This is a genomic window from Halalkalicoccus subterraneus, from assembly GCF_003697815.1.
In the GTDB taxonomy this organism is placed as follows: Archaea; Halobacteriota; Halobacteria; order Halobacteriales; family Halalkalicoccaceae; genus Halalkalicoccus; species Halalkalicoccus subterraneus.
In genome coordinates this window covers 1-20,846 of record NZ_RDQG01000065.1, presented here as the reverse complement: position 1 = coordinate 20,846, position 20,846 = coordinate 1, and the positions used below count along the sequence as shown (strand labels likewise).

Genomic DNA, 20,846 nt, shown 5'->3' with positions numbered 1-20,846 from the left:
GCGCACCCTATTGAGTAGTCAGTGGGTGCGTCCGCGCGCGAAACGCTCGATATCGAACGGTAGGGAAATTGAGGGATTTCGAACGAGAGTATAAAAAGGCCACGGAATGGCAGGCAGAAGGGGGAGTGGCGAAACGATTGTAGACGACTATAGAACAGGCATGGAACCCCCAATAGATGACACGTATCTGCCGTGTGGGTGGATCCGGGAGTCCGCCGACGAGGACAGGATCGCGTTCGCGCGGGAGGACTCCCGGCTGACCCTCGTCGCCGAGTTGGTCGAGGAGGGTGAGGCGATACACAGACTGTCTACCGGGCCGGTCTGGCGAATGCGGTGCGAACAGCGGGCGGGCGAGGCAGAAAGCGGTATACCGATGGGGTGTGTAACGACAGTAAATACGGCAATGGAGACCCTACTCAGATACATGCGACGGATCAGTGAGATCAGCGAGTCCGAGGAGGGCGTCTCCGTCGGCGCCATTCTCGATCAGCTCGGTGCCGATCTCACATCCGACCACCGCGACGATTGGGGACGAAGCCGGTCGAACAGTCTCGACGCACGCCTGCCCAGTCCATGAGCGACCGGGAGCTGAGCGGGCCCGTCTCCTCGGCGCTCGCGGAGCGCGACCTCCTCGTCGTCTCGAACCGCCAGCCCTACGCCCACAACTACGAGGACGGTGAGATAACCGTCTCGCGACCCGCCGGCGGGTTGACCGCCGGGCTCGACCCGGTGATGCGCCACGCCGAGGGAACCTGGATCGCGTGGGGCGACGGCGACGCCGACTTCGAGGCCGCTGACGACGGGCGCGTCGAGGTACCCCCTGACGACCCCTCCTACACCCTCTCGCGGGTCGAACTGAGCGAGGCGGACCTCGAAGGGTACTACTACGGCTACAGCAACCGGGCGCTCTGGCCACTCTGTCATGGGATGATCTTCCCCGCCCGCTGTGACGGCCGGGACTTCGAGCGCTATCGCGCAGTCAACCGCCGCTTCGCGGAGACGACGGCCGAGCAGGCGAACGAGGAGAGTCTGATCTGGTTTCAGGACTACCACTTCGCGCTCGCGCCCCGCTTCGTCCGTCAGGAGGTACCGAACGCGCTGGTGGGTCAGTTCTGGCACATCCCCTGGCCCGCCTTCGAGACGCTTCGGGTCTGTCCGCAGGCCGACTCGCTCGTGGACGGGCTGCTCGCAAACGACCTGCTCGTCTTTCACACGGAGGAGTACGTCGAGAACTTCCTCGATTGCGTCACGGCGCTGCTCCCCGACGCAACCGTCGATAGGGAGACGGCGACGGTCGCATACGAGGGGCTCGAGACGACGGTGCGCGCGTTCCCGCTGGGGATCGATACGGACCGAACCGAGCGGCTCGCGGACACCGAGGACGTCTGGCCGGCAGTCGCCGAGCGATACGGGATCGCGGACAAGACGGTGGCCGTCGGGGTTGACCGGCTTGATTACACCAAGGGGATCCCCGAGCGCCTCGACGCGATCGAGCGCTTCTTCGAGGAGCATCCCGACCGGCGCGGCGAGTTCACGTACATCCAGAACGGGTCGGCGAGCCGTAGCGAGATCGAGAGCTACGAGTACCTCCAACAGCGCGTCGACGCCGCAGTCGACCGGGTCAACGACCGCTTCGGGACCGACGAGTGGCAACCGGTCGTCCGTATCGACAGGATGCTCCCGGAGGAGGAACTCTACGCGCTGTATCGCTACAGCGACCTCGCGCTCGTCAGCGCGCTTCGCGACGGGATGAACCTCGTCGCAAAGGAGTACGTCGCCTCCCAGCTCGATGACGACGGCGTCCTGTTGCTCTCGGAGTTCGCGGGCGCATACGAGGAACTCGGCGAGGACGCGGTGACGATCAACCCCTACGACACGCAAGCGTTCGCCGAGGCGATCGAGCGCGCCATCTCGCTGCCCGAACCCGAGCGTCGCTCGCGGATGAGCGCCCTCCGTCAGGAGGTGCGCGCGTACGACCTGTTCGACTGGATGGACGACGTTCTCGAGACGCTACTTGCCTGCGAAACCGAGCGCGATCGCTCGACCGACTATGCCTGAACAAGTCCCCGATTCGACCCGACCCTTCGGCGTCGCGCGCGAGGAGATCCGACGCCGCGTCGAGTCCGCGGAGGGGTTACTTTTCTGTACGGACTTCGACGGGACGCTCGCGCCCATCGAACCGGAGCCCGACGACGCGGAGATCACGCCGGAGAACAAAACACTACTGCGGAGGATCCGGGAGGCGGAGAACACGCGGGTCGCCGTCATCAGCGGGCGGGCGCTGGCGGACGTCAGCGAGCGCGTCGGCCTCGAGGGTCTCACGTACGCCGGCAATCACGGTCTCGAACTCCGTCGCGGGGAGCGGTCGGTCGTCCACCCGATCGCCGCGAAACACCGCGAGCGGATCGAGCGGATCTGTACGATCCTCGAGTCGCGCTTGTCGGGAATCGAGGGAACGCATATCGAGAACAAGACCGTCACAGCAACCGTCCACTACCGCAACGCCCCTGACGACGCGATACGCGACGTTCGCGATATCGTCCGGTCGGTCGTCTCCGGAGCCGGCGACGGGCGACTCCGCCGAACCGACGGCAAGGAGATCGTCGAGATCCGCCCGGAGGTACGCTGGAACAAGGGGATGGTGATCTCGCTGCTGGCCGAGGATTACCCGAACTGGCTTCCGGTGTACGTCGGCGACGACACCACCGACGAGTCGGCGTTCAGAAGCGTCGCTGAGGGTCTCTCAGTCTACGTCGGCGAGGACCGGTCGAACGCGACGTACCGGATCCCGGCCCAGGCGGAGGTCAGTTCGCGCCTGACCTCGATCGCGGAGTGGTACACGACGGACTGACGGTAGTACGGCGCACCGAAAACACGGCGAACGACGCTATTCGTCGAGGTCCAGTGCCTCGACGAGCTTGTCGGTCATCTCCTCGCGACCGAGGTTCGCCTTGATGTCGTGGTCTTTAGCCAGCGACTGGAGCTCGCGATAGGAGAGGTCGTCGAGCTCCTCGCGACTGCCGGGCTCTTCGTCGTCCCCTTCGCTTTCTTCGCTTTCTTCGCTTTCTTCGTCGTCCGATTCAGCGGCGTCGGTGTCTTCTTCGTCTGCTGGTTCTTCCTCGGTCTCTTGTGGGTCGTCGGTCTCGTCGTCACCCGCCGTTTCGCCTTCCTCGCCGTCTTCGTCCTCGTCCTCGTCGCTGTCGGCTGCCTCCTCCTCATCGCCTTCGCCGAGTGAACCGCTTACGGCGTCGGCGATGAGCTCGCCGGAGAGGCGCTCCTTGCCGATGGCTGTGAGGTCGTTCTTGAGCGTCGCCCGCGCCTCGGGATCAACGAACAGCCCTCTGAACGCGTCTTTGACCGCTCGTTTGACTCCCTCGATCAGTTCGTCGACCGAGTGGCGCTCGGAGATCGCTCGTGCGATGACCTCGCCGAGCTCTCGACCGAGCGCACGACCGAACTCGCGACCGAGAACCGTGGCGACCCCCGTGAGCGCCGCGGTGACGTCCTCCCGTTGTGCCAGTTCGTCCAAATCGACCTCCTCGAGAATGTCGCCGAGATCGACGGCTTCGAGCAGCGTCCCGGCGTCGACGACTTCGAGGATCGACTCGTCACTCACGATCGTCACCTCGTCGATCCACCGTCCCCTGTGATCTCCTCGTGATCATCCGTTTATGACCTCATTCGTCCTCGTCGTCCTCATCCTCGTCCTCACTGTTTTGGTCCTCGTCGTCCTCATCCTCGTCCGTACTGTCTTCGCCCTCGTCGTCTTCACCTTCTTCGTTCTCGTTGCTTTCGTCCTCGTCGTCCCCACCTTCCTCGTCCTCTCCTTCGCCGTCCTCCCCGTCCTCGTCCGCTTCGACGGTCAACGAGAGTTCCTCGTCGTCGCCCTCGATATTCACGTCGTCAGTAGCGCTCCCCTCGTCGGCGTCAACGGAAACAGTGTACTCGCCGTCCTCGAGCTGAAGGGTGACTTCGCCGTCGTCGTCGGTTTCGTCGCTCTCACCGCCACCGAGCAATCCGCCGAGGAGACCACCCTCGCCGTCGACGGAGACGGTCGATCCCTGAACCGGGTCACCCTCGGCGGTTTCGACGGTGACCGTCAGCTCGGAAGTGTCTTCCTCGTCCCGTCCGCTGAGTCGGTCTACGACCATCTGCGCGGCTAGTTCACCGATCTGCCGGCCGATGATCGCACCGATCGCGCGACCGATCGCCTCGCCGAGGTTCTTGTCGTCGTCGGAGGCGGCGCCCTCCAGTTTCGTCCCTTCGAGCAGTTCCTCCGTATCGACGCTTTCCAGTACCGAAGTGTCGTCGTCGTTGTCAGTCTCACTCATGGCTGTCAGAACCTCCGTTCAGTGCTCGTCCACGGTTCGCGCCGTTCTGTGCGATCCGCCCCAGTGATCGGGATCGCTGTGGGCCCCGACCGCGCGTGTGCTCACTCATCGTCCCCGTTCTCATCGTCCCCGTTCTCGTCGTCTCCTTCTGTCTCGTCGTTTTCCTCGTCGTCCTCGTTCTCATCGCCGTCTTCGTCCTCCTCGCTGTCCTCGCTTTCCTCGTCGTCCTCCTCGTCCTCATCGCCGCTTTCGTCCTCCTCGCCGTCTTCGCTTTTGGCTAGCTCCTCGGCGATCATCTCCGCGACTTCCCGACCGATGATCTCACCGAGTTTCTGGCCGGCGATCTCGCCGAGAGCACGCCCGATCGCCACCCCGGTGTTCTCTTCCTCGGGGTCGAACGCGTCCTCCAGTTTCGTTCCTTCGAAGATCTTCTCGAAATCGATGTCGTTGAGCATCGATTCGACGTGTTCGAGCATCGAGGAGTCGTTGCTGTCGCTTCCATCGTCGCTGCCGTTGTCGTTGCCGTTATCACTCATTGTGTTTCTCGCGTGTGTTCCGTCATTCCCTGCGTTTGTAGTCTATACCCTTGCACCGTGCACCGATCTCGACGAGAGAACTCGGGAGGAAACTCAGTCGGCCGCTTCCCCCTCCTGTTCGTCCGACTCGTCGCTCTCGGATTTCCCGACCAGTTGCTTGAGCAGCTCGTTCAGAATCGTCTCGATCGGAAGCGACGAGAGCAGCGTCTGGATCGGATCGGTGAGCCAGTTTGCGACGGTGCGCAGCCAGTCCGAGATCCGATTCGCAACGGTTCGCAGCCGGGTCGCGATCGCGTCCCGAACGGCGCGTAGTCGCTCCGAGATGCCGCTTGCGACAGCGCTCAGGAGTCCACCATCGTCGTCTCCGTCGCCTTCGTTCTCTTCACCGTCTTCGCCCTCTTCGCTGTCCCCGAACAGCCCGCGAAGCCACTCGATCGGCGCCGAGAGGACGTCTCGAATCCGATCCAGCGCGCCACTGAGCGCGCCGAACGGAGAGGTGATCGCGCCCAAGAGCCCACTACCGAGATCGCGCAGCCAGCCGGCCACGTTTCCAAGCGAGTTGCCGAGGCGGTTGGCGACGGTACCCAGCCAGTCGCCGACCGCGCCGAACGCCTCCCCGATCCGGTCTCCGAGCCCCGCCAGCCACTCGCGCGGCGACGGCAGGGACGGCAGGCCGGGCAGCGCCTCGCGGAGTCGACCGAGCGCGCTCTTCAGGGAGCTGATCGGCGACGTCAAGACGTCCCAGATCTGTCCCAGCGCGTTGAGGGGGTTGGTCACGACGTCCCGGATCCGACTTCCAACGCTTTTCAGCCAGTCGATCGGGGCCGAAAGCGCGTTCGCGACCCGTGTCAGCAGCTGGCGTGCCCACTTGAGCGGCTTTTTGATCTGGTTCCAGAGCCACTTGAGCGGCGAGGTGATGTAGCTCAACAGGTTCAACACGGAGTTGAGCAGCCGGTTGAGTACCCCCGACAGGGAATCCAACAGTCCCGCGACCGCCGACAGCAGGTTGCCGAGGAGGTTCCCCGGTCCGGTGATCGCCCGGATGTCCAGTACGACCTCGTGGAGGTCGACTTCGAGTCCGAGGAGATCGAGAAACAGCCCTTCGAGGTCGAGATACAGCACCGTCGATCCGCGGTCGGTCCCGTGACTCGCGGATTCGTCCTCATCGACCTCACCTTCCGCTTCCTTCGGCCCGACCCGCCCCTCCTCTTCTTCGTCCTCTTCGTCCTCTTCGACGGTGAGGGTGAGCGTCGCCTCCTCGTCGCCGCCGTCGATCTCGACCGCCTGATCGTTCGTTTCGTTGTCCTTCTCGACGGTGACCGTATACTGCCCCTCGGTCAGGTCGAAGGAGCTCTGGCCACCATCGTCGGTTTCGGCCTCGGAGGGCTGCCCGCGAAAGCCCTCGATGACGCCCATGTCCTCGCTCTCGACCGTGATCGACGCCGCGGGGACGGGCTCGCCCTCCTCGTCCTGTACGACGACCGTCAGCTCATAGAACTCCTCGTCCGGGACGACGGTGAGTGTGACCGCCTCGTCGCCGTCGACGGCGATCCGGTCCTCGGCGCCCCCCTCGTCGGCGTCGACGGAGACGGCGTACTCGCCGCCTTCGATGAGGAAGGTGGCCTCGCCATCGGAGCCGGTGTCCTGCTGGTCGCCCCCGCCGAAGGCGTCGTCCTTGTTCTCGACGGTGACGGTGGCTCCTTGGAGGTACTCGCCCTCGTTGGTCTCGACAGTGACCGTCAGCTCGTTGCTCTCGTCGGCGTCTTCATCTTCTTCGTCCTCTTCGCCCCCTTCCGCGTCTTCGTCCTCTTTTCCTTCCTCTTCCTCGCCGTCGGCTTCCGACTCCGCTTCCTCCTCCGACGCTTCGTCCGCTTCTGCCGTCTCGGTATCGAGAGAGAGCGTCACGGTCTCGTCGTCGCCGTCGATCTCGATCCGCTCTTCGGCCTCTTCTCCGTCGACTTCCGTCTCGACGCTGTATTCCGCGTCCCCCACCTCGAAGGTGGCCTCGCCACTCTCGTCGGTTTCGGTCGTTTGGGGGTCATCGAGCAGTCCCTCGATAACGCCCATATCCTTGCTCTCGACCGTGAGGGGAGCGCCCGAAACGGGGTCACCGTCGGTGTTCTCGACGGTCACCGTCAGTTCACGTGTCGCCTGTTCGTCTCCGCTCGCTTCGTCTTCCTCCTCCGATCCGTCCTCGTCTTCGGCGTCCGCGGTCCCCTCTTCATCGCCGTCTGCCTCGTTTTCGTTGCCGTCGTTCTCCCCATCCTCGGCCCCCTCCTCACCGTCCGATTCGTTCTCGCCGTTCGTGTCCCCAGTAGAGTCCTCGGTGTCTCCCGTATCGGTCGCTTCGTCTCCTCCCTCCTCGTCCTCGGCATCACCACCGTCGGGGAGTATCACGCGCGCGTCGGCTCCGTCGTCATCGATTATAGAGTCATCACCCATCGTTTTCTCGAATTAACCTACACACATAAGTAGGTTCATGGAGGATTGGACTAGGTCTTCACTCAAAGGTGGGCGTAAATGACTCGTGACAGGCGAGACAGACGTGCGATTCCCGATTGAGTGCATCGGCGCTCCCGTCGGTGAGCCCGCCATCGTTTGCGAGTTTGGCCGCACCGACGCCGGCCTTGTACACGTTCCCCCCATCATCGCATTCGGGACACTCGACCGACGAACCGTCCTCGAGGGCGCTGGCCCGACGTTCGAGGCGCTCGATTCGCGTTTCCAGTTCCTCCAAATGGTCGCCGTCGTCGATGGAGGCCTGTCCGAGCGCTTCGATCGCCTCCTCCGAATCCATCGGCTCGTCGATCCACGGCAGGGTGATCTCGTCGTCGCTCATCGCTCGGTGATAGAACGCCGACGTGTATAACTCCCGCTGCCGTGCGACCGATCAGATGTCCTGATCCATGTCGTCACGGCGATACCGGTGAGTCCGACGGTAGCCGGTGATCTCGTGGTCGGAACCGAGCGAGATCTCGTAGCGACCGAGGATGTCTTGTGTGTCGGGGACGCTCTTTCGTTCGAGGATCTCGACTGCGGCGACCCAACCGTCCTCACCTTCGTCGTCGCCCCGGTTTCGGTCGCGGTCGACGGAGACGACGCTGACGAGCGGGCGACCGATGAGGTCCTCTGCGACCTGCCTGATCTTTTCGCGTACCGTCCCGATTTCGGTTCCCGAGACGGATTCTTGTTCTGCCATATCTGAGCTCTCCGATTGTTGGTTGTCGATCGTCTCGTCGTCGGGGCCGTGCTGGTAACAGAACCCGTCGTCCTGTGCCGGCCGGGTACAGCGCTTCCCGTCCGTGGTAAGCGCTGTGCACTGTCCGTCGTCTGACTCCGCGGCGGACATTGGAAGTCCGCTTATGCGGATTCGGCTGACGCCTCGATCTCGATGTCTTCGAGGTCGTCTAAGTCACCTTCCTCCTCCGCTTGTTCGATCTTCGATATCTCCCTTGCGTAGTGCAGGAAGGTGTCGACCGACGCGATCACGACACGGGCCTCGACGGTAAGGATCTCGATTCCGACGAGCGAAACGCGAACCCAGATGTCGATAACCGCGCCCTTGTCGAGAATACGATCGAGTACCTCCGCGAGACTGGACGTGCTTGGTCTTGCTTGACTCATGGTCTGGTCTTCCCCTCTCATACAACGCTATCGCCAATGGTCTTATGGTTTCCCCTTCCCACGCAACCGCGTCACTATTGACCGACCGTGACACATATGCGACTGCGAGCGAGTAGGTTCGATACTGAACAATGACCGACGATGATTCACTCTACGTCTACGGCGTGATCGAAAACGAGGACCTCGACCTCGAGATCGAGGGCGTCAACGGGGCGGATCACGCCTACACGGTCGACTACCAGTCGCTCTCGGCGGTCGTCTCGGACATCGACACGGTCGAGCCCGAACGCAGCGACGAGAACGTCAAAAACCACGACGAGGTGCTTCAGACGGTCCTCGAATACGACGGCGGCCGAACGATCGTCCCGATGAGCTTCGGGATGGGATTTAAAGACAAACGCACGCTGAAGAACCTGCTTCGCAACGCCCGACCGGTCTTTACGCGCACGCTCCGGGAGATCGACGGGATGGTCGAACTCGGGCTCAAGGTGCTGACCGAGGACGACGCGTCGTTCGACCGCGAGGGGGTCGTCGCGGACGTCGAGGGACGCTTCGACCCGATAAGCGTTAACATGGTGGAGAACGAACTGTTCAGCGATCGACTCGTGATCAACCGATCCTATCTCGTCGAACGCGCCGATCGTGAGGCGTTCAACGAGGCCGTCAGCGAGTTCGAGGACACCCACGAGGAGCTGTTGGTCCAGTACACCGGCCCGTGGGCGCCCTACAACTTCGTCGACATCGAGATCAGCGCCCAACGGTAATCCATGTTCATCGTCGACGACATCCTGTTCCAGCCGTTCATCTCGATCCTCGATGCGATCCACACGCTCGCGGTCACGGAGATGTACGACATCGAGGCGATACAGAACGAGTTGAAGGAAAACCAGTTGCTGTACGAACTCGGCGATCGGGACGAAGCGGAGTACGCGGAGCGAAAAGCCGAACTCGAAGCGGAGCTTGAGACCGCCGAGCTGGCACACGAACAGCTCGATAACAAGAACATCCAGATCCAACAATGACACCAGACGACAACCACCGCGAGACTTCATCGCTGTTCGACGTCCTCAGACACGTCGTCGAGACGCTCCAGGACGCAGAACGAAGCGACACGGGGCGAAAAACCGGAAGCGGAAGCGTCTCGGGCAAACGCACTCGATCCGACTACAACTTCAGCGTAAGCACGGGGCCGGATCCCGACAGCCTCGCGGAGCGCCTCGGAATCGAGGACGACACGGGAGAGTCCTCGGGCGAGTTCACGTCCGGCTCCAGCCAGGAGTACCACGTCGACGTACGCGAATCCGAGAACAGCGTAGTGGTGCTCGCGGACCTCCCGCGTGCGACCGCCGAAGGCGTCACCGCCGGTATCGACCGGGAGCGAAACGAGCTGGTGATCGGGATCGAGGGCGAGGTCGTCGAGCGGATCGGTCTCGGGAGCGCCGACATCGACGTCGCCGATTCGTCGTTCCGAAACGGCGTTCTGGAGGTCCGCCTGCGAACCGCCTCGGACGGGGACCGATCATGAGCGAGACCCAATCGGAGGGCGAACCCGAAGGTGAGGACGTCGGCGAGACGATCCTCGAACGACTCGATGAGCTGCTGCCGGAGCTCGCCGACGGGATCGAACGGCTCAAGACCCAGATCGTCGAGGACAGCGACGACGAGGAGGTCATCGAGACCGCCGAGGAGATCTGGGGCGTCCTCGACGAGACCGAGGACGTCCTCGATACGCTCGACTTGGAGGAGGTTCCCGACGTGATCGAGTTCGACGAGCTGCCCGACGCGGTCGACGTCGAGGAGATCCCCGAGGCGATCGCCGATGGCGATGCACACGACGCGATCGATCTCACCGACCTCAAGGACGCGATCCGGTTTCGCGAGCTCTGGGAGGCCGCGGATATCGGGGAGTTGCGCGAACAGCAAGCGGATCTCCGAGATGAGATCGACGACGTCACCGGCGACGACGCCGACAACGCTGCCGCCACCGCCGAAGACGAGGACGACGGGCTCCTCGACACCGGCGGTATGGGTACCGGCGGCGCTCACATGCAGTTCGACCCCGACGACCGACAGGAAGCGATCGAGAACGTCATTTCGACGGCGGTCGACGGGTTCCGGACGGCGCTGCTCGAGACCCACGACAAGCTCCGGTTGCTCTACGAGTTCAACCAGGAGAAGCTCGGCGGCAACGACTCGCTGAACCCGACGGCGGTCTCGACGATGCCCGACGGGCCGCTCGCGAACTCGGCGTCGACGCGCCACTCGACGGTGCCCTCGCAGGTGAAGTACTCGCGGGCGAAAAACCCCCGCCGGATCTACGGCCGGCGGTTCGACAACGCGAACACGGAGTGAAACCATGAGTAGTGCAAAACCAACCCGCAAACAAAGCGACCTGGCCGACGTCCTCGAACTGGTACTGGACAAGGGAATCGTAATCAACGCCGACATCGCGGTAACGGTCGGCGAGACCGAGCTTCTGGGCGTCGAGATCCGGGCGGCCATCGCCTCCTTCGAAACCGCCGCGGAGTACGGCCTCGCCTTCCCCAGTGGCACTGACATGCGCCGGGTCGAGCAGGCCTCCGGGCGCGAGCCCCTCGAAGTCGAGAACGAGGAGGACGAGGTCAACCTCGGGATCAGCGCGAGCGAGGGCGGTTCGAACGCCGAGGACGACGAGAACGCCTCGAGCGATCCCCCAAGCGAACGGCCCGACCCGGAAGTCCCGATCGACACCGACGACGGGGCGCAGGACGAATCCGAAGACGAAGGAAGCAACGGGGACGGAAACGGGAACGAGGAGGAGGTGACGAGTGACGGGGAGGAGTCATGAGACAGATCGATCTCGGCGGCGAGGCCGACGAGGACAGCGAGGCGGACGCGGCCTCGGGACTACTCGCGCTCGTGATGACCGTCGTCGAACTGCTCGTCGAGGCGATGGAAAAGGAGGCGATCCGTCGCATGGAGTCGGGCGTACTCAGTCCCGAGGAAATCGAACGGCTGGGTACCCAGCTGCAGGCGATCGAAAACGAGATCGACGCGATCAAGGAACGCGAGGGGATCGAAAACGACGTCGGCGAGCTCCGAACCGAGCTCAACGACCTGCTCAGCGACGGAATCGAGCAGGTCTACGACGATCACTACGAGGAACTGGAAGATGAGTGATCGGGGAGAGCGCGCCACGGAGTTCGACGACGGGCGATACCTCTACTGTGCGGTGCGGGTCGACGGGGAGCCCGAACTCACGGTCGAGGGGATCGAGGACGGTGAGGTTCGGGTCATTACCCGAAACGGGATCGGGGCGGTCGTCCAGCCCGTCGACGCGATGTTCGATTCGGACGATCTAACGGAAGTTCGACGCTGGCTGCTGGGCCACCAGCGCGTGGTCGACGCCGCCGGCGAGGCGTTCGACACCCCCGTTCCCTTCCGCTTTGATACGGTGATCAAGGGCGACGACGAGCAGGTGCGCGGCTGGATCGCGGAGAACGAACGCGACCTCGAGGAGGCGCTCGACGCGCTGTCGGGGTGTTGGGAGTACCGCATCGAGCTCCGATGGGACGAGGCGGCCGTCAGAGGCGATATCAAGGGAGAGGACGAGGAGCTCGCCGAGCTCGAATCACGTATCGACGGGTCGAGCGAGGGGACGGGCTACCTGCTCGAAAAGCAGTACGAACAGCGCCTCGCAGAGCGCCTTCAGAACCGACGCGACGACCTCGCGGGGGACCTCTACGACCGGATCGCCGAACACGCGGACACCGTCGACACCGCCGGCAGCGGCGGCTCGACGCTTCTGGGTGCCGAGGGAACGACCGAGACGGACGACGGGTTCGAGACGGTCGTCGAACTCTCGGTGCTGGCTCCCCGCGAGAGCGAGGACCCGATCGGTGGGATATTGGAGGAGTTCGTCGAGCGCGAGGGGTTCGACGTCAACTACACGGGTCCGTGGCCGCCGTACTCGCACGCCCCGACCATCGGAAACGGGGGTGACGGCTAATGGAGCCGACGCGACCCGAGGGTCACGCGATCGTCGACGTGCTCGACGTGCTACTGACCGAGGGGGCGATCGTCCAAGCCGACGTCGTCGTCACCGTCGCGGACATTCCCCTCGTGGGCATCAACCTGCGGGCGGCGATCGCGGGCATGACGACGATGGTCGAGTACGGCATCTTCACCGAGTGGGACGAGGAGATCCGAAACCAGGAGCGCTATCGCCACTCGGAGTTCGGGCGACGCCCGCGCCCGACGGTTCCCGATCCCGACTCGGGTTCTGATCCCGATCCGGATCCGGACGAACGGTAAACTCTTTTAGGACGCTACGACTGGCTCCGGTATGGTCACGCTCGGACTGGTGGTGGCGCAGTTCAACCGATCCGTCACCGAGGAGATGGCCGACACCGCCCGCGAGGCGGCGGCCGACCGCGGCGTGGGGATCGCCAAGACGCTTCGCGTTCCGGGCGCGTACGACAGCCCGCTCGCGGCGGATCGCCTCGCCCGGCGCGATGAAATCGACGCGGTGGCGGTGGTCGGCGCGATCGTCACCGGCGACACCGAGCACGACCGCGTGATCGCGGGGTCGGCGGCCGACGCGCTCACGCAGGTGAGTTTGGATCGGGACACTCCCGTGACCTTCGGCGTCAGCGGGCCGGGGATGTCCGGCGCGGAGGCCCACGAGCGCGCCGGGAAGGGGGGGGATGCGGTCGAGGCCGCAATCGATCTGGTGGAGGAACTATAAATGGAGTTTACAGACAGAGTCAGCCGAGTCGAACCGAGCGCAACGCTTGCGATCAGCCAACTTGCGACCGAACTCGAAGCCGAGGGCGCGGACGTCGTCGATCTTTCAGTCGGTGAACCCGACTTCCCGACGCCCGAGAACGTCGTCGAAGCTGGCAAGGGATCGATGGACGCCGGCGACACCGGCTACACGACCTCGAACGGAATTTCCGAGCTCCGCGAGGCCATCGCCGAGAAACTGCGCGGCGACGGGCTGGAGTACGAATCGGATGACATTATCGTCACGCCGGGGGCGAAACAGGCGCTCTACGAGACGTTCCAGACGCTGGTCGACGAGGGCGACGAGGTCGTGTTGCTCGACCCCGCATGGGTCTCCTACGAGGCGATGGCGAAACTCGCGGGCGGCTCCCTGTCGCGGGTCGACCTTTCGGCACACGACTTCCGACTCGAACCCGCTCTCAACGAACTCGCCGAGACCGTGAGCGACGACACCGAACTGCTCGTGGTGAACTCCCCGAGCAACCCCTCCGGAGCGGTCTACACCGACGACGCCCTCGACGGCGTGCGCGATCTGGCGGTCGAGCACGATATAACGGTGATCTCCGACGAGATCTACGAGCGCATCACCTACGGCGAGGAGCCGACGCCACTGGCCACCCTCGACGGGATGGCCGAGCGAACCGTCACGGTAAACGGCTTCTCCAAGGCGTACTCGATGACCGGCTGGCGGCTGGGCTACCTCGCCGCACCCGAAGAGCTGATCGACGAGGCGGGCAAACTGCATTCGCACTCGGTCTCGTGTGCGACGAACTTCGTTCAGCACGCCGGAATCGAGGCGCTCGAAAACACCGAGGGCTCCGTCGAGGAGATGGTCGAGGCGTTCGAATCGCGCCGGGACCTGCTGGTCGACCTCCTCGCGGATCACGGCATCGACGTCCGCGCGCCCGAGGGTGCCTTCTACATGATGGTGCCCGTCGACAGCGATGACCAGGGCTGGTGTGAGGGCGCGATTCAAGACGCCCACGTCGCGACGGTGCCGGGAAGCGCGTTCGGCACGCCCGGCTACGCGCGGATCTCGTATGCGAACAGCGAGGAACGAATAGAAGAGGCGGTCGACCGCCTCGTCGACGAAGGCTACCTCTAAGAGAGCCGCGCGGCCACGTCGGCCTCGGTGATGATACCGACCGTCTCGCCGGTATCGGTCACCATCACGGCCTTGTAGTGTTGCAGGAGGTTGCTGATCTCGTCGACGGTCGCGTCGCCCGAGACGGTCGGAAAACTCTCGGCCATGTGTTCGACGACGGGTTCGTCGCGGGCCTCGGCGTCGAGCCCGACGAGGTCGCCCTGGCTGATGCTTCCAACTGGAATCCCGTTCTGGAGCACCGGCAGCTGGGAGTAGGCCGCCTCGTCCATCTCCTTTACCGCCTCGCGAATCGCATCATCGGGACCGACGTGGATCACGTCGGTGTTCATCAGGTCCTCGGCGCGCACGATCCCACCCTCGGCCTCGTCAAGCGCCTCGACGATCCGCCGCAGCGTCGAGAGACGAGGGTCGACGTCGCCGCCCTCGATCCGGGCGATCAGCGGCTGGGAGACGCCCGCGCGCTCGGCGAGCGTACTCTGGGTGAGTTCGAGGTCGATCCGTCGTTCGCGGAGGTCCTGCGGTGTCGGGAGGTTCATATCCGACAATAACCACGGGTTATTATAAAAGGTTCGGGCTACTCCTGTTCGTCGATTTCGAAGGTCTCGACCACCGAGAGGGGGACGTCACGGAGCGCGCCGCCGACCTCGCTTTTGGCGATCCGCTGGGCGTGCTCCTCACCCTCGGCGTTGAACACCTTCATTTCGAGGACGAGACCGACGAGCGCGGTGTCGGCGGCGATGTACGCCGAATCGAACGGCTCGCCGCAGGCCGGACAGCCGGTCGCTCCGACGTCGACCTCGACGTAATCGAGGTCCTGCTGGTTGAGTCGCTTGCCGGCCTCGCTGACCGCGACCCCAATCGCGTCGTCGATCTGCTCTACGTCTCGGACCAGCCACGCAGCCTCCATCGCCACGAGATAGTTCATACCTCCACTGGCCCCTCCGTGGGGGAGTGCGTTGCGGTTCGGCGCGCACGTCACTGAACCCTTTCCGATACGTTATCCGAATTACACCAGTCAGCCACGACAAACCATTCAAAAATATGACGTGTTAGGGCCGTCCCGTCGTCCAACCGACGACGGAATCAGCAATCGGCAGACTGCGTCGGGTCGGTATCGTACTTGAAGGATCGTTACATCCGATGTGGGCAACAAGATTTATGTGGGGTGTAGTGGTGAGCGACAGATATCGAATGATCGCCCGGCTGTACCACGCTACCCTGTTCGCCTTGTACCAGACGACCCTTGCCCTCGGGCTGTGCTTGCTCCCGCTCGCGGTGGCGATGAAACGCGTCGGTCTCACCCTCCCGATCCGACGGCTCCTCGTTGCGGCCGAGCGCAGCTACGAGAGGCGTTCGCCAGCGGAGTGATCGGCCGGAACGAGTGGGTTTATCAGTCCGTAGGAGTAACGTCCGGTAATGCGAACGCCCGACGAACTACAGCTTTCGGAGTCGCTCGCGTCGAGTCCCGGTCAGGCCAACCCCTACGAGCCCGAACTGGGGTCGCTGCCCGAGGCCGAGCTCCCCGAGGGAGCCGACGCCGCGGAACTCAAGACCGGCACCACGACCGTCGGCCTGCGCGCGGAGGACGGCGTCATCCTGGCGACCGACATGCGCGCGAGCCTCGGCACCATGGTGTCGAGCAAAACGGTCCAGAAGGTCGAGGACATCCACCCGACGGGCGCGCTCACCATCGCCGGGTCGGTCTCGGCGGCCCAGTCACTGATCCGGAACCTCCGCGCGGAGGTCAACCTCTACGACGCCCGCCAGGGCGAGACGATGAGCATGACCGCCCTCTCGACGCTGACGAGCAACCTGCTTCGCAGCGGCGCCTTCTTCGTCGTCGTCCCCGTGCTTGGCGGCGTCGACGACGAGGGGCCCCACATCTACAGCATGGACGCGCTGGGTGGGACCACCGAGGAGACCTACGCCGTCTCCGGATCCGGTTCGCAGTTCGCGCTGGGCGTACTCGAACAGCACTACGAGGAAGGAATGAGCGTCGAGGAGGCCCGCGACGTCGCCGTCCGGAGCGTCGGTAGCGCCGTCGAGCGCGACACCGCAACGGGCAACGGTATCAACATCGCCACCGTCACCGAGGAGGGCGTCGATATCGAGCGCTTCCAAGACTTCGAGGGCGTCGACGACATCCGAAGCGGTCGATAAGCGGTACTCTCAGCGGTCGTCGACCCAGTCGGCGAAACTACCCTCCAACAACGTTTCCTTCTGGCGGTCGATGTACTCGCGTTGTGCGGTGTGGATCGCCGCCTCGAGCGATTCGCCTTCCTCGACGAGGTTCGACACCCGCTCGTGGCGCCACTCGGCGGGCGAGTAGCCGTGGCGCGCGCGGTGGCGAAGCGGCCAGAGATACGTCTCGACCTCCTGGTCGCTGAGTCCCCGGAGTTTCAGCCCGTCACGAGCGTGATCGAACAGGTCGGCGAAGAGCGTCTCGTTCTCGATGGTCCCCTCGCCGCCGCCGGTGATCCACGTCAGATCCGCATCCAGCCCGTCGCGCATCGCACAGTAGAAGTTCTCGCGGGCGTCGGCCCAGTCGAGACCGATCACGGGGTGTTCGCGCCGCGGCAGGCTTTCGAGGAGGCCCGCGAACATCGCCAGAAACGCCACCGAGTCCCGAACTGTCGGCTGGGAGCCGATGGGCCGGAACTCGATGCGGGCGTTGGCCGCCGAACGCGTCGCGCCGCCGAAAACCGGGCGAACCCACCGCCAGTAGGTGCCGTGTTTCATTCGGAAGTGGGCGAACTCGTCGTCGAACCGATCGCTCGTCTCGACGGGCATCGGGACGATGGTGTCGTCGGCGACGACCCGGTCGACGGCCTCCTCGGTGCTGGACAGATCGTGGGGGAACCGGACTTTTCCCGGGCTCGATTCGTTGAGGACGCTCTCGAAGACCGCGATCCGGTTTACCATCCACGTCTCGTCGAGGATCTCCTCGTCGGACGCGCCTTCGTAGAGATCCGGCGGGAAAAACGGCGAGTTCGCCCCGAGCGCGAGCAGCGGGCCGGCGATCCGCAGCGCGTAGTTGAAGTAGTCGGGCAGGTCGGCGGCGTGGGCCACCTGATAATGGGGCTGGATCGAGGTGATGAGGCTTTCGGGCATCACCGTCGCCGAGTCGAGCGAGACGTTCGGCGCGTCGAGGGACATCCCCGCCGTGGTGTCGCCCTCGGCGTTGGCCATCGCGTGATACCGAACCGAATCGCTCATGTTGGTCGCGATCCGGATGCCGTCGTCGACGACGTGGTCGGTGAGGTACTCGCGGGCGCCCTCGCCCTCGGGGGGGATCGTCCACAGCCCGTCGCTGACGAGCGTGATACCCTCGGGGCGTACACAGTCGAGGGCGGTCGTCAGGCGGGCTTTGATCTCGGCCTCCTGGGCGCGCAGGCCGTGGGCGTTGAGCGGCTGGGGACTGGTCGACATCTCGGCGTTGTGCAGGCCCAGTTCCTTCTCGAAGCCGATGTACTCGAGGACGCGACGCGGGACCCGCCGCAGCGCGCTGGTCTCGCCGTCGACCGCGTAGAACTCGTATTCGAAGCCCACGATCGCCTGCGGGTTGTCGAAGACCCCCTCCGAGAGTCCGTCGATGAGTATGTCGGCCTCATCGGCCGCCCGCCGCTGGAACGTTTCGGCATCGATTTCGAGCGTCTCTTGTACCGCTTGGGCGAGTCGAGATTCGGTCATTGATCGGAAGTCGGCAGGCGATCACCTTTAAAGTACGAGTGTTCGGTCGTCGGCAGGTCCGGCCTGCTTCTTCCGGAGAGGTTAATGCGACCGCGAGGGTCGTAGGGAGGTATGGAGTACGACCGATCGGTCGGCCGGCGCCTTGGACTCGGGCTGATCGTGTTGGGGCTGTTCGCCGTCGCCGCGTACGTCATCCAGGCGTTCATCGCGGTCGTCGTGTTCGCTATCTTCCTGTACTACTCGGTGCGCCCGATCCACCGGTTCCTGCGTCGTTTCGGGATTCCACAGCGTCTGCGGGCGATCCTCGCGATCGTCCTGTTTGGTGTCCCCTTTCTCGTCCTGCTGGTTTACACCGTCGGGATCATCGTCATCGAGGCTCAGGCGCTCATCGAGGCCTACGACATCCAGAATCAGGTGCTCAATCAGGGGTTAGAGGAGATCGACATCGCCGCCCTCGATCTCGATACCCTTCAGGAGGCGATCACCACCGCAGGGGCACAGGGTTCGATCGTCGCCGCGCTGTTCAGCCTCTCGGGTGCACTCAGCGTCGTCGGCAGCGCGTTCGTCCAGATGCTGATCCTCGTCGTCCTCACTTACTACATGCTCGTTGACGGACCCGGACTGCGCGCGTGGCTCATCGCGAACTTCGACGATACGGGCATCATCCGTAACTACCTCGACGAGGTCGACCCCGAACTCTCGATGACGCTCTTCGGCAACATCGTCAACGTCTTCGTCACCGCGATCGTCGGCGTCGCGGTCTTTTTCACGTACAACGTCTTCGCCCCCGAGGCCGCACAGATCCCGTTTCCCGGACTGTTGGGCGCGCTCGCGGGGATCGGGAGCCTGATCCCCGTCATCGGGATCAAACTCGTCTACGTCCCCGTCGGAATCGGCCTCGCCGCGACCGTCTTCGCCGCCGGCCAGACCGCACTCCTGTTTTACGTCGGCGTCTTCTTCGTCGTCTCGGCGATCTTCGTCGATTTCATTCCCGACTTCTTCATCCGCGCGCTCATCAGCGGCGACAACACCCACACCGGAATGTTGCTCGTCAGTTACATCGTCGGACCGACCGTCTTCGGGTTCTACGGGCTATTCCTCCTGCCGATCCTGCTGATCCTGCTGATCAACGCGACACAAATCCTGTTGCCGTACGTCCTCTGGGGCGAGGACACCCCCGCCCAACAGACCACCCTCGGGGAGTTCGGCGGGCCCGACCAGCGCCCGCCGTCGACCGCTGGCACAGCCGACTCGGAGAAAACGCCGGTCGTCGAAACCGACGACTGACGCGGTTTTCAGATCATCGAGGACAGACAACGTGCCGTCGCCGATCCAAACGTCGCTCTGGACCTAGGGAGAACACGGACGCGATCCTACACGCCCGGCACGCCGAAGGCGTCGGGGGTGACGACCCCGAGCGTCGAGAGTCCGAAAAGGATCGCCACCGCGACGATCCAGGCGACGAGGCCGATACCGATCGCCGTTCCCCACCCGCCGGGATACTGCCAGTTGATGACGCCGACCCAGGCGATGAGCATGAGCAGCGGCCCCAAAAACGGGATCCAGCCGAGGAAGAGTCCCACGGCCGTGTAGACGATCGCCCCGATCACCGCCGTGATGATCGCCCGGCGGAACCCGATGTCGCTGTCGATCATCACCTGCGCGCCGAGGCGGATCGCCACCGTGCCGACGAGCAAACTGACGAGGAAGACGAAGACGGCGCTGACGATCGCCTCCTGATCCGCGCTCGCCTGAAGCACGGCCTCGCCGAGCGGGACGCTACTACCGATCATCGGCCCGTTTCGGACTCCGGATCAGTCCGGGGCCCGGCATCCGACTCGGTCGTCTCGTCACCCACCTCGGTCTCGGCCTCCGCCTCCGATTCGACGGTGGCCGCCGTCGGATTCCACGTGAACTCGATGGACAGCTCCTCGATGTCCTTTCGGAGCCGACGCGAGCGTTCGGTCACCGTCGCCTCCGTGTCGATCACGTCCGACGGCGATAGTCTGACGCCCTTGTTCCCGATCGGGACTTCGATGACCTCCTGCCCCGAGTCCAGTTCGTCGGCGACCGACCGAAGAAACGCGGCCGCCTCTTTCCGTGACAGTTCCTCGTCGTGACTGGTCGTTTCGGCCATAGTTCCGGGTTTGACTTCGGCCGACGGAGTAAAGAACGTGATGCACGAGAACGCCGGCTTCGGGCGCTACGATACGCGACGGTAATTCCCGAACGCGGATACGGGCGAGAGGGCGGGCGACGCGCCTTTCGTTCCGCGTTTTTGCCTACTCGGCGACAAACCCCGCGGCGATCGCGAGCACCTCGCCGGGTTCCGCACCGCCGTAGGTGTATGCGAGCGTACCGAGCGTCTGGTAATCGAGCGTCCGAGCCGAGACGTGGATGTTCATCCCTCGGTTCCGGGAGATAGGCGTACCTTCGCTACAGCACGCCCATCGTCTCGAGGCGCTCGGGGAGGTAGGTATCGGTGACGAAATCCAGCCCACGGGAGGCGAGCGCCTGCTGTTCTGCCTTCTTGCCGATCTCCAGTTGGAGTTCGATCTGTTCTTCCCAGTAGTCGGTCTGGAATCGGGGGTCCTCGAGTTCGTTTTCGAGGGCGTTGACGTCCGAATCGCTCAGCGGGTCGGTCGGCAGGTCGTACTCGACGATGTCCTCGGGCTGGATGCCGACGAACTGCGCCTCCGGGGTCGCCAGATACTCCGAGAGGTGGGCGGACTTGATCGAGCCGTAGGCCACCGAGCCGTAGATCCGGTAGGACCACGGGTCACCGTCGGTGAACAC

General features: G+C 64.2%; 29 protein-coding genes and 1 pseudogene. 16 read left to right on the top strand and 14 right to left on the bottom strand.

What is annotated here, in order from left to right; translation table 11 throughout:
• Nucleotides 1-160: 160 nt before the first annotated feature.
• Genes EAO80_RS14665 through otsB form a run of 3 tightly spaced genes read left to right on the top strand, consistent with a single transcriptional unit; the run spans nt 161 to nt 2,851 of the window.
• A complete protein-coding gene (locus EAO80_RS14665; RefSeq protein WP_122090620.1) occupies nt 161-577 on the top strand; it encodes a hypothetical protein in 417 nt (138 codons plus the stop codon).
• Nucleotides 574-2,058 carry an alpha,alpha-trehalose-phosphate synthase (UDP-forming) gene (locus EAO80_RS14660; protein ID WP_122090619.1) on the top strand — a complete coding sequence of 495 codons (1,485 nt, stop codon included), beginning with the start codon at nt 574-576 and terminating at the stop codon, nt 2,056-2,058. Before EAO80_RS14665 ends, EAO80_RS14660 begins: the two co-directional genes overlap by 4 nt.
• Nucleotides 2,051-2,851, top strand: a complete 801-nt coding sequence (gene otsB, locus EAO80_RS14655; protein ID WP_122090618.1) for a trehalose-phosphatase — start codon at nt 2,051-2,053, stop codon at nt 2,849-2,851. The genes EAO80_RS14660 and otsB overlap by 8 nt, the downstream gene beginning before the upstream one ends.
• 36 nt (nt 2,852-2,887) lie before the next feature.
• Here otsB and EAO80_RS14650 read toward each other — a convergent pair whose 3' ends face one another.
• The 7 genes from EAO80_RS14650 to gvpA form a co-directional block, all read right to left on the bottom strand.
• A complete protein-coding gene (locus EAO80_RS14650) occupies nt 2,888-3,616 on the bottom strand; it encodes a hypothetical protein (protein WP_162994025.1) in 729 nt (242 codons plus the stop codon).
• A gap of 61 nt (nt 3,617-3,677) precedes the next feature.
• Nucleotides 3,678-4,331, bottom strand: coding sequence for a hypothetical protein (locus tag EAO80_RS14645; RefSeq protein WP_122090616.1), 654 nt, complete (start codon nt 4,329-4,331; stop codon nt 3,678-3,680).
• Between the two features lie 101 nt (nt 4,332-4,432).
• Nucleotides 4,433-4,867, bottom strand: a complete 435-nt coding sequence (locus tag EAO80_RS14640; protein WP_122090615.1) for a hypothetical protein — start codon at nt 4,865-4,867, stop codon at nt 4,433-4,435.
• A gap of 93 nt (nt 4,868-4,960) precedes the next feature.
• Complete coding sequence (locus EAO80_RS14635) at nt 4,961-7,309, bottom strand: carboxypeptidase regulatory-like domain-containing protein (RefSeq protein WP_122090614.1); 2,349 nt, start codon at nt 7,307-7,309, stop codon at nt 4,961-4,963.
• A 58-nt stretch (nt 7,310-7,367) separates the two neighbouring features.
• A complete protein-coding gene (locus tag EAO80_RS14630; protein WP_122090613.1) occupies nt 7,368-7,706 on the bottom strand; it encodes a hypothetical protein in 339 nt (112 codons plus the stop codon).
• Nucleotides 7,707-7,757: 51 nt separating this feature from the next.
• The gene (gvpO, locus tag EAO80_RS14625) at nt 7,758-8,216 is read right to left on the bottom strand and encodes a gas vesicle protein GvpO, halophile-type (RefSeq protein WP_122090612.1); all 459 of its coding nucleotides are present in this window, start codon (nt 8,214-8,216) and stop codon (nt 7,758-7,760) included.
• 11 nt (nt 8,217-8,227) lie between these two features.
• Nucleotides 8,228-8,491: a gas vesicle protein GvpA gene (gvpA, locus tag EAO80_RS14620; RefSeq protein ID WP_122090611.1), complete on the bottom strand. Its 264-nt coding sequence runs from the start codon at nt 8,489-8,491 to the stop codon at nt 8,228-8,230.
• A 131-nt stretch (nt 8,492-8,622) separates the two neighbouring features.
• Here gvpA and EAO80_RS14615 point away from each other — a divergent pair, with 131 nt between their 5' ends.
• Genes EAO80_RS14615 through EAO80_RS14575 form a run of 10 tightly spaced genes read left to right on the top strand, consistent with a single transcriptional unit; the run spans nt 8,623 to nt 14,360 of the window.
• Nucleotides 8,623-9,255 carry a GvpL/GvpF family gas vesicle protein gene (locus tag EAO80_RS14615; protein ID WP_122090610.1) on the top strand — a complete coding sequence of 211 codons (633 nt, stop codon included), beginning with the start codon at nt 8,623-8,625 and terminating at the stop codon, nt 9,253-9,255.
• A 3-nt stretch (nt 9,256-9,258) separates the two neighbouring features.
• On the top strand, nt 9,259-9,513 hold the full coding sequence (gene gvpG / locus EAO80_RS14610; RefSeq protein ID WP_122090609.1) for a gas vesicle protein GvpG: 255 nt from the start codon (nt 9,259-9,261) through the stop codon (nt 9,511-9,513).
• Nucleotides 9,510-10,016, top strand: coding sequence for a gas vesicle protein GvpH (gene gvpH, locus EAO80_RS14605; RefSeq protein WP_122090608.1), 507 nt, complete (start codon nt 9,510-9,512; stop codon nt 10,014-10,016). The genes gvpG and gvpH overlap by 4 nt, the downstream gene beginning before the upstream one ends.
• Nucleotides 10,013-10,843 carry a hypothetical protein gene (locus EAO80_RS14600; protein ID WP_122090607.1) on the top strand — a complete coding sequence of 277 codons (831 nt, stop codon included), beginning with the start codon at nt 10,013-10,015 and terminating at the stop codon, nt 10,841-10,843. Before gvpH ends, EAO80_RS14600 begins: the two co-directional genes overlap by 4 nt.
• Nucleotides 10,844-10,847: 4 nt before the next feature.
• Nucleotides 10,848-11,318 (top strand): gas vesicle protein GvpJ, encoded by a 471-nt coding sequence (gvpJ, locus tag EAO80_RS14595; protein ID WP_122090606.1) that lies wholly within the window; start codon nt 10,848-10,850, stop codon nt 11,316-11,318.
• A complete protein-coding gene (locus EAO80_RS14590) occupies nt 11,315-11,650 on the top strand; it encodes a gas vesicle protein K (protein WP_122090605.1) in 336 nt (111 codons plus the stop codon). The genes gvpJ and EAO80_RS14590 overlap by 4 nt, the downstream gene beginning before the upstream one ends.
• Nucleotides 11,643-12,479, top strand: a complete 837-nt coding sequence (gvpL, locus tag EAO80_RS14585) for a gas vesicle protein GvpL (protein ID WP_122090604.1) — start codon at nt 11,643-11,645, stop codon at nt 12,477-12,479. The genes EAO80_RS14590 and gvpL overlap by 8 nt, the downstream gene beginning before the upstream one ends.
• On the top strand, nt 12,479-12,784 hold the full coding sequence (gene gvpM / locus EAO80_RS14580) for a gas vesicle protein GvpM (RefSeq protein WP_122090603.1): 306 nt from the start codon (nt 12,479-12,481) through the stop codon (nt 12,782-12,784). Before gvpL ends, gvpM begins: the two co-directional genes overlap by 1 nt.
• Before the next feature lie 31 nt (nt 12,785-12,815).
• Nucleotides 12,816-13,217: a 6,7-dimethyl-8-ribityllumazine synthase gene (ribH, locus tag EAO80_RS20070; RefSeq protein WP_211330721.1), complete on the top strand. Its 402-nt coding sequence runs from the start codon at nt 12,816-12,818 to the stop codon at nt 13,215-13,217.
• Nucleotides 13,218-14,360 carry a pyridoxal phosphate-dependent aminotransferase gene (locus EAO80_RS14575; protein WP_211330720.1) on the top strand — a complete coding sequence of 381 codons (1,143 nt, stop codon included), beginning with the start codon at nt 13,218-13,220 and terminating at the stop codon, nt 14,358-14,360. It abuts the gene before it with no gap.
• On the opposite strand, the gene EAO80_RS14570 is transcribed toward EAO80_RS14575, so the two are convergent.
• Nucleotides 14,357-14,896 (bottom strand): CBS domain-containing protein, encoded by a 540-nt coding sequence (locus EAO80_RS14570; RefSeq protein WP_122090602.1) that lies wholly within the window; start codon nt 14,894-14,896, stop codon nt 14,357-14,359. The two genes, EAO80_RS14575 and EAO80_RS14570, sit on opposite strands and share 4 nt — an antisense overlap.
• 38 nt (nt 14,897-14,934) lie before the next feature.
• A complete protein-coding gene (locus EAO80_RS14565) occupies nt 14,935-15,285 on the bottom strand; it encodes a DUF555 domain-containing protein (protein WP_122090601.1) in 351 nt (116 codons plus the stop codon).
• Nucleotides 15,286-15,533: 248 nt separating this feature from the next.
• Here EAO80_RS14565 and EAO80_RS14560 point away from each other — a divergent pair, with 248 nt between their 5' ends.
• Nucleotides 15,534-15,728: a hypothetical protein gene (locus tag EAO80_RS14560; protein ID WP_162994024.1), complete on the top strand. Its 195-nt coding sequence runs from the start codon at nt 15,534-15,536 to the stop codon at nt 15,726-15,728.
• A gap of 48 nt (nt 15,729-15,776) precedes the next feature.
• Nucleotides 15,777-16,520 (top strand): archaeal proteasome endopeptidase complex subunit beta, encoded by a 744-nt coding sequence (gene psmB / locus EAO80_RS14555; RefSeq protein WP_122090599.1) that lies wholly within the window; start codon nt 15,777-15,779, stop codon nt 16,518-16,520.
• A gap of 9 nt (nt 16,521-16,529) precedes the next feature.
• Here the strand turns inward: psmB and EAO80_RS14550 are convergent, their stop codons facing one another.
• Nucleotides 16,530-18,050, bottom strand: a complete 1,521-nt coding sequence (locus EAO80_RS14550) for a hypothetical protein (protein ID WP_122090598.1) — start codon at nt 18,048-18,050, stop codon at nt 16,530-16,532.
• 111 nt (nt 18,051-18,161) lie between these two features.
• Between EAO80_RS14550 and EAO80_RS14545 the strand changes: the two genes are divergently transcribed.
• Entirely contained in the window at nt 18,162-19,337 is a 1,176-nt protein-coding gene (locus tag EAO80_RS14545; protein WP_122090597.1) for an AI-2E family transporter, read from the top strand.
• An 86-nt stretch (nt 19,338-19,423) separates the two neighbouring features.
• Here EAO80_RS14545 and EAO80_RS14540 read toward each other — a convergent pair whose 3' ends face one another.
• The 4 genes and pseudogenes from EAO80_RS14540 to EAO80_RS14530 form a co-directional block, all read right to left on the bottom strand.
• Nucleotides 19,424-19,843: a hypothetical protein gene (locus EAO80_RS14540; RefSeq protein ID WP_211330719.1), complete on the bottom strand. Its 420-nt coding sequence runs from the start codon at nt 19,841-19,843 to the stop codon at nt 19,424-19,426.
• Nucleotides 19,840-20,187, bottom strand: coding sequence for an amphi-Trp domain-containing protein (locus EAO80_RS14535; RefSeq protein ID WP_122090596.1), 348 nt, complete (start codon nt 20,185-20,187; stop codon nt 19,840-19,842). The genes EAO80_RS14540 and EAO80_RS14535 overlap by 4 nt, the downstream gene beginning before the upstream one ends.
• Before the next feature lie 145 nt (nt 20,188-20,332).
• A complete protein-coding gene (locus EAO80_RS20665; protein WP_281273047.1) occupies nt 20,333-20,455 on the bottom strand; it encodes a hypothetical protein in 123 nt (40 codons plus the stop codon).
• A gap of 31 nt (nt 20,456-20,486) precedes the next feature.
• Nucleotides 20,487-20,846 (bottom strand): annotated as a pseudogene (locus EAO80_RS14530) (DNA topoisomerase IV subunit A); the annotation flags it as partial.

What these genes read in the sequence shown, in the direction of transcription:
- EAO80_RS14665 (WP_122090620.1), top strand. Translation starts at nt 161, where the DNA reads ATGGAACCCCCAATAGATGACACGTATCTGCCGTGTGGGTGGATCCGG.
- EAO80_RS14660 (WP_122090619.1), top strand. Translation starts at nt 574, where the DNA reads ATGAGCGACCGGGAGCTGAGCGGGCCCGTCTCCTCGGCGCTCGCGGAG.
- otsB (WP_122090618.1), top strand. Translation starts at nt 2,051, where the DNA reads ATGCCTGAACAAGTCCCCGATTCGACCCGACCCTTCGGCGTCGCGCGC.
- EAO80_RS14645 (WP_122090616.1), bottom strand. Translation starts at nt 4,331, where the DNA reads ATGAGTGAGACTGACAACGACGACGACACTTCGGTACTGGAAAGCGTC.
- EAO80_RS14640 (WP_122090615.1), bottom strand. Translation starts at nt 4,867, where the DNA reads ATGAGTGATAACGGCAACGACAACGGCAGCGACGATGGAAGCGACAGC.
- EAO80_RS14635 (WP_122090614.1), bottom strand. Translation starts at nt 7,309, where the DNA reads ATGGGTGATGACTCTATAATCGATGACGACGGAGCCGACGCGCGCGTG.
- EAO80_RS14630 (WP_122090613.1), bottom strand. Translation starts at nt 7,706, where the DNA reads ATGAGCGACGACGAGATCACCCTGCCGTGGATCGACGAGCCGATGGAT.
- gvpO (WP_122090612.1), bottom strand. Translation starts at nt 8,216, where the DNA reads ATGTCCGCCGCGGAGTCAGACGACGGACAGTGCACAGCGCTTACCACG.
- gvpA (WP_122090611.1), bottom strand. Translation starts at nt 8,491, where the DNA reads ATGAGTCAAGCAAGACCAAGCACGTCCAGTCTCGCGGAGGTACTCGAT.
- EAO80_RS14615 (WP_122090610.1), top strand. Translation starts at nt 8,623, where the DNA reads ATGACCGACGATGATTCACTCTACGTCTACGGCGTGATCGAAAACGAG.
- gvpG (WP_122090609.1), top strand. Translation starts at nt 9,259, where the DNA reads ATGTTCATCGTCGACGACATCCTGTTCCAGCCGTTCATCTCGATCCTC.
- gvpH (WP_122090608.1), top strand. Translation starts at nt 9,510, where the DNA reads ATGACACCAGACGACAACCACCGCGAGACTTCATCGCTGTTCGACGTC.
- EAO80_RS14600 (WP_122090607.1), top strand. Translation starts at nt 10,013, where the DNA reads ATGAGCGAGACCCAATCGGAGGGCGAACCCGAAGGTGAGGACGTCGGC.
- gvpJ (WP_122090606.1), top strand. Translation starts at nt 10,848, where the DNA reads ATGAGTAGTGCAAAACCAACCCGCAAACAAAGCGACCTGGCCGACGTC.
- EAO80_RS14590 (WP_122090605.1), top strand. Translation starts at nt 11,315, where the DNA reads ATGAGACAGATCGATCTCGGCGGCGAGGCCGACGAGGACAGCGAGGCG.
- gvpL (WP_122090604.1), top strand. Translation starts at nt 11,643, where the DNA reads ATGAGTGATCGGGGAGAGCGCGCCACGGAGTTCGACGACGGGCGATAC.
- gvpM (WP_122090603.1), top strand. Translation starts at nt 12,479, where the DNA reads ATGGAGCCGACGCGACCCGAGGGTCACGCGATCGTCGACGTGCTCGAC.
- ribH (WP_211330721.1), top strand. Translation starts at nt 12,816, where the DNA reads ATGGTCACGCTCGGACTGGTGGTGGCGCAGTTCAACCGATCCGTCACC.
- EAO80_RS14575 (WP_211330720.1), top strand. Translation starts at nt 13,218, where the DNA reads ATGGAGTTTACAGACAGAGTCAGCCGAGTCGAACCGAGCGCAACGCTT.
- EAO80_RS14570 (WP_122090602.1), bottom strand. Translation starts at nt 14,896, where the DNA reads ATGAACCTCCCGACACCGCAGGACCTCCGCGAACGACGGATCGACCTC.
- EAO80_RS14565 (WP_122090601.1), bottom strand. Translation starts at nt 15,285, where the DNA reads ATGAACTATCTCGTGGCGATGGAGGCTGCGTGGCTGGTCCGAGACGTA.
- psmB (WP_122090599.1), top strand. Translation starts at nt 15,777, where the DNA reads ATGCGAACGCCCGACGAACTACAGCTTTCGGAGTCGCTCGCGTCGAGT.
- EAO80_RS14550 (WP_122090598.1), bottom strand. Translation starts at nt 18,050, where the DNA reads ATGACCGAATCTCGACTCGCCCAAGCGGTACAAGAGACGCTCGAAATC.
- EAO80_RS14545 (WP_122090597.1), top strand. Translation starts at nt 18,162, where the DNA reads ATGGAGTACGACCGATCGGTCGGCCGGCGCCTTGGACTCGGGCTGATC.
- EAO80_RS14540 (WP_211330719.1), bottom strand. Translation starts at nt 19,843, where the DNA reads ATGATCGGTAGTAGCGTCCCGCTCGGCGAGGCCGTGCTTCAGGCGAGC.
- EAO80_RS14535 (WP_122090596.1), bottom strand. Translation starts at nt 20,187, where the DNA reads ATGGCCGAAACGACCAGTCACGACGAGGAACTGTCACGGAAAGAGGCG.
- EAO80_RS20665 (WP_281273047.1), bottom strand. Translation starts at nt 20,455, where the DNA reads ATGAACATCCACGTCTCGGCTCGGACGCTCGATTACCAGACGCTCGGT.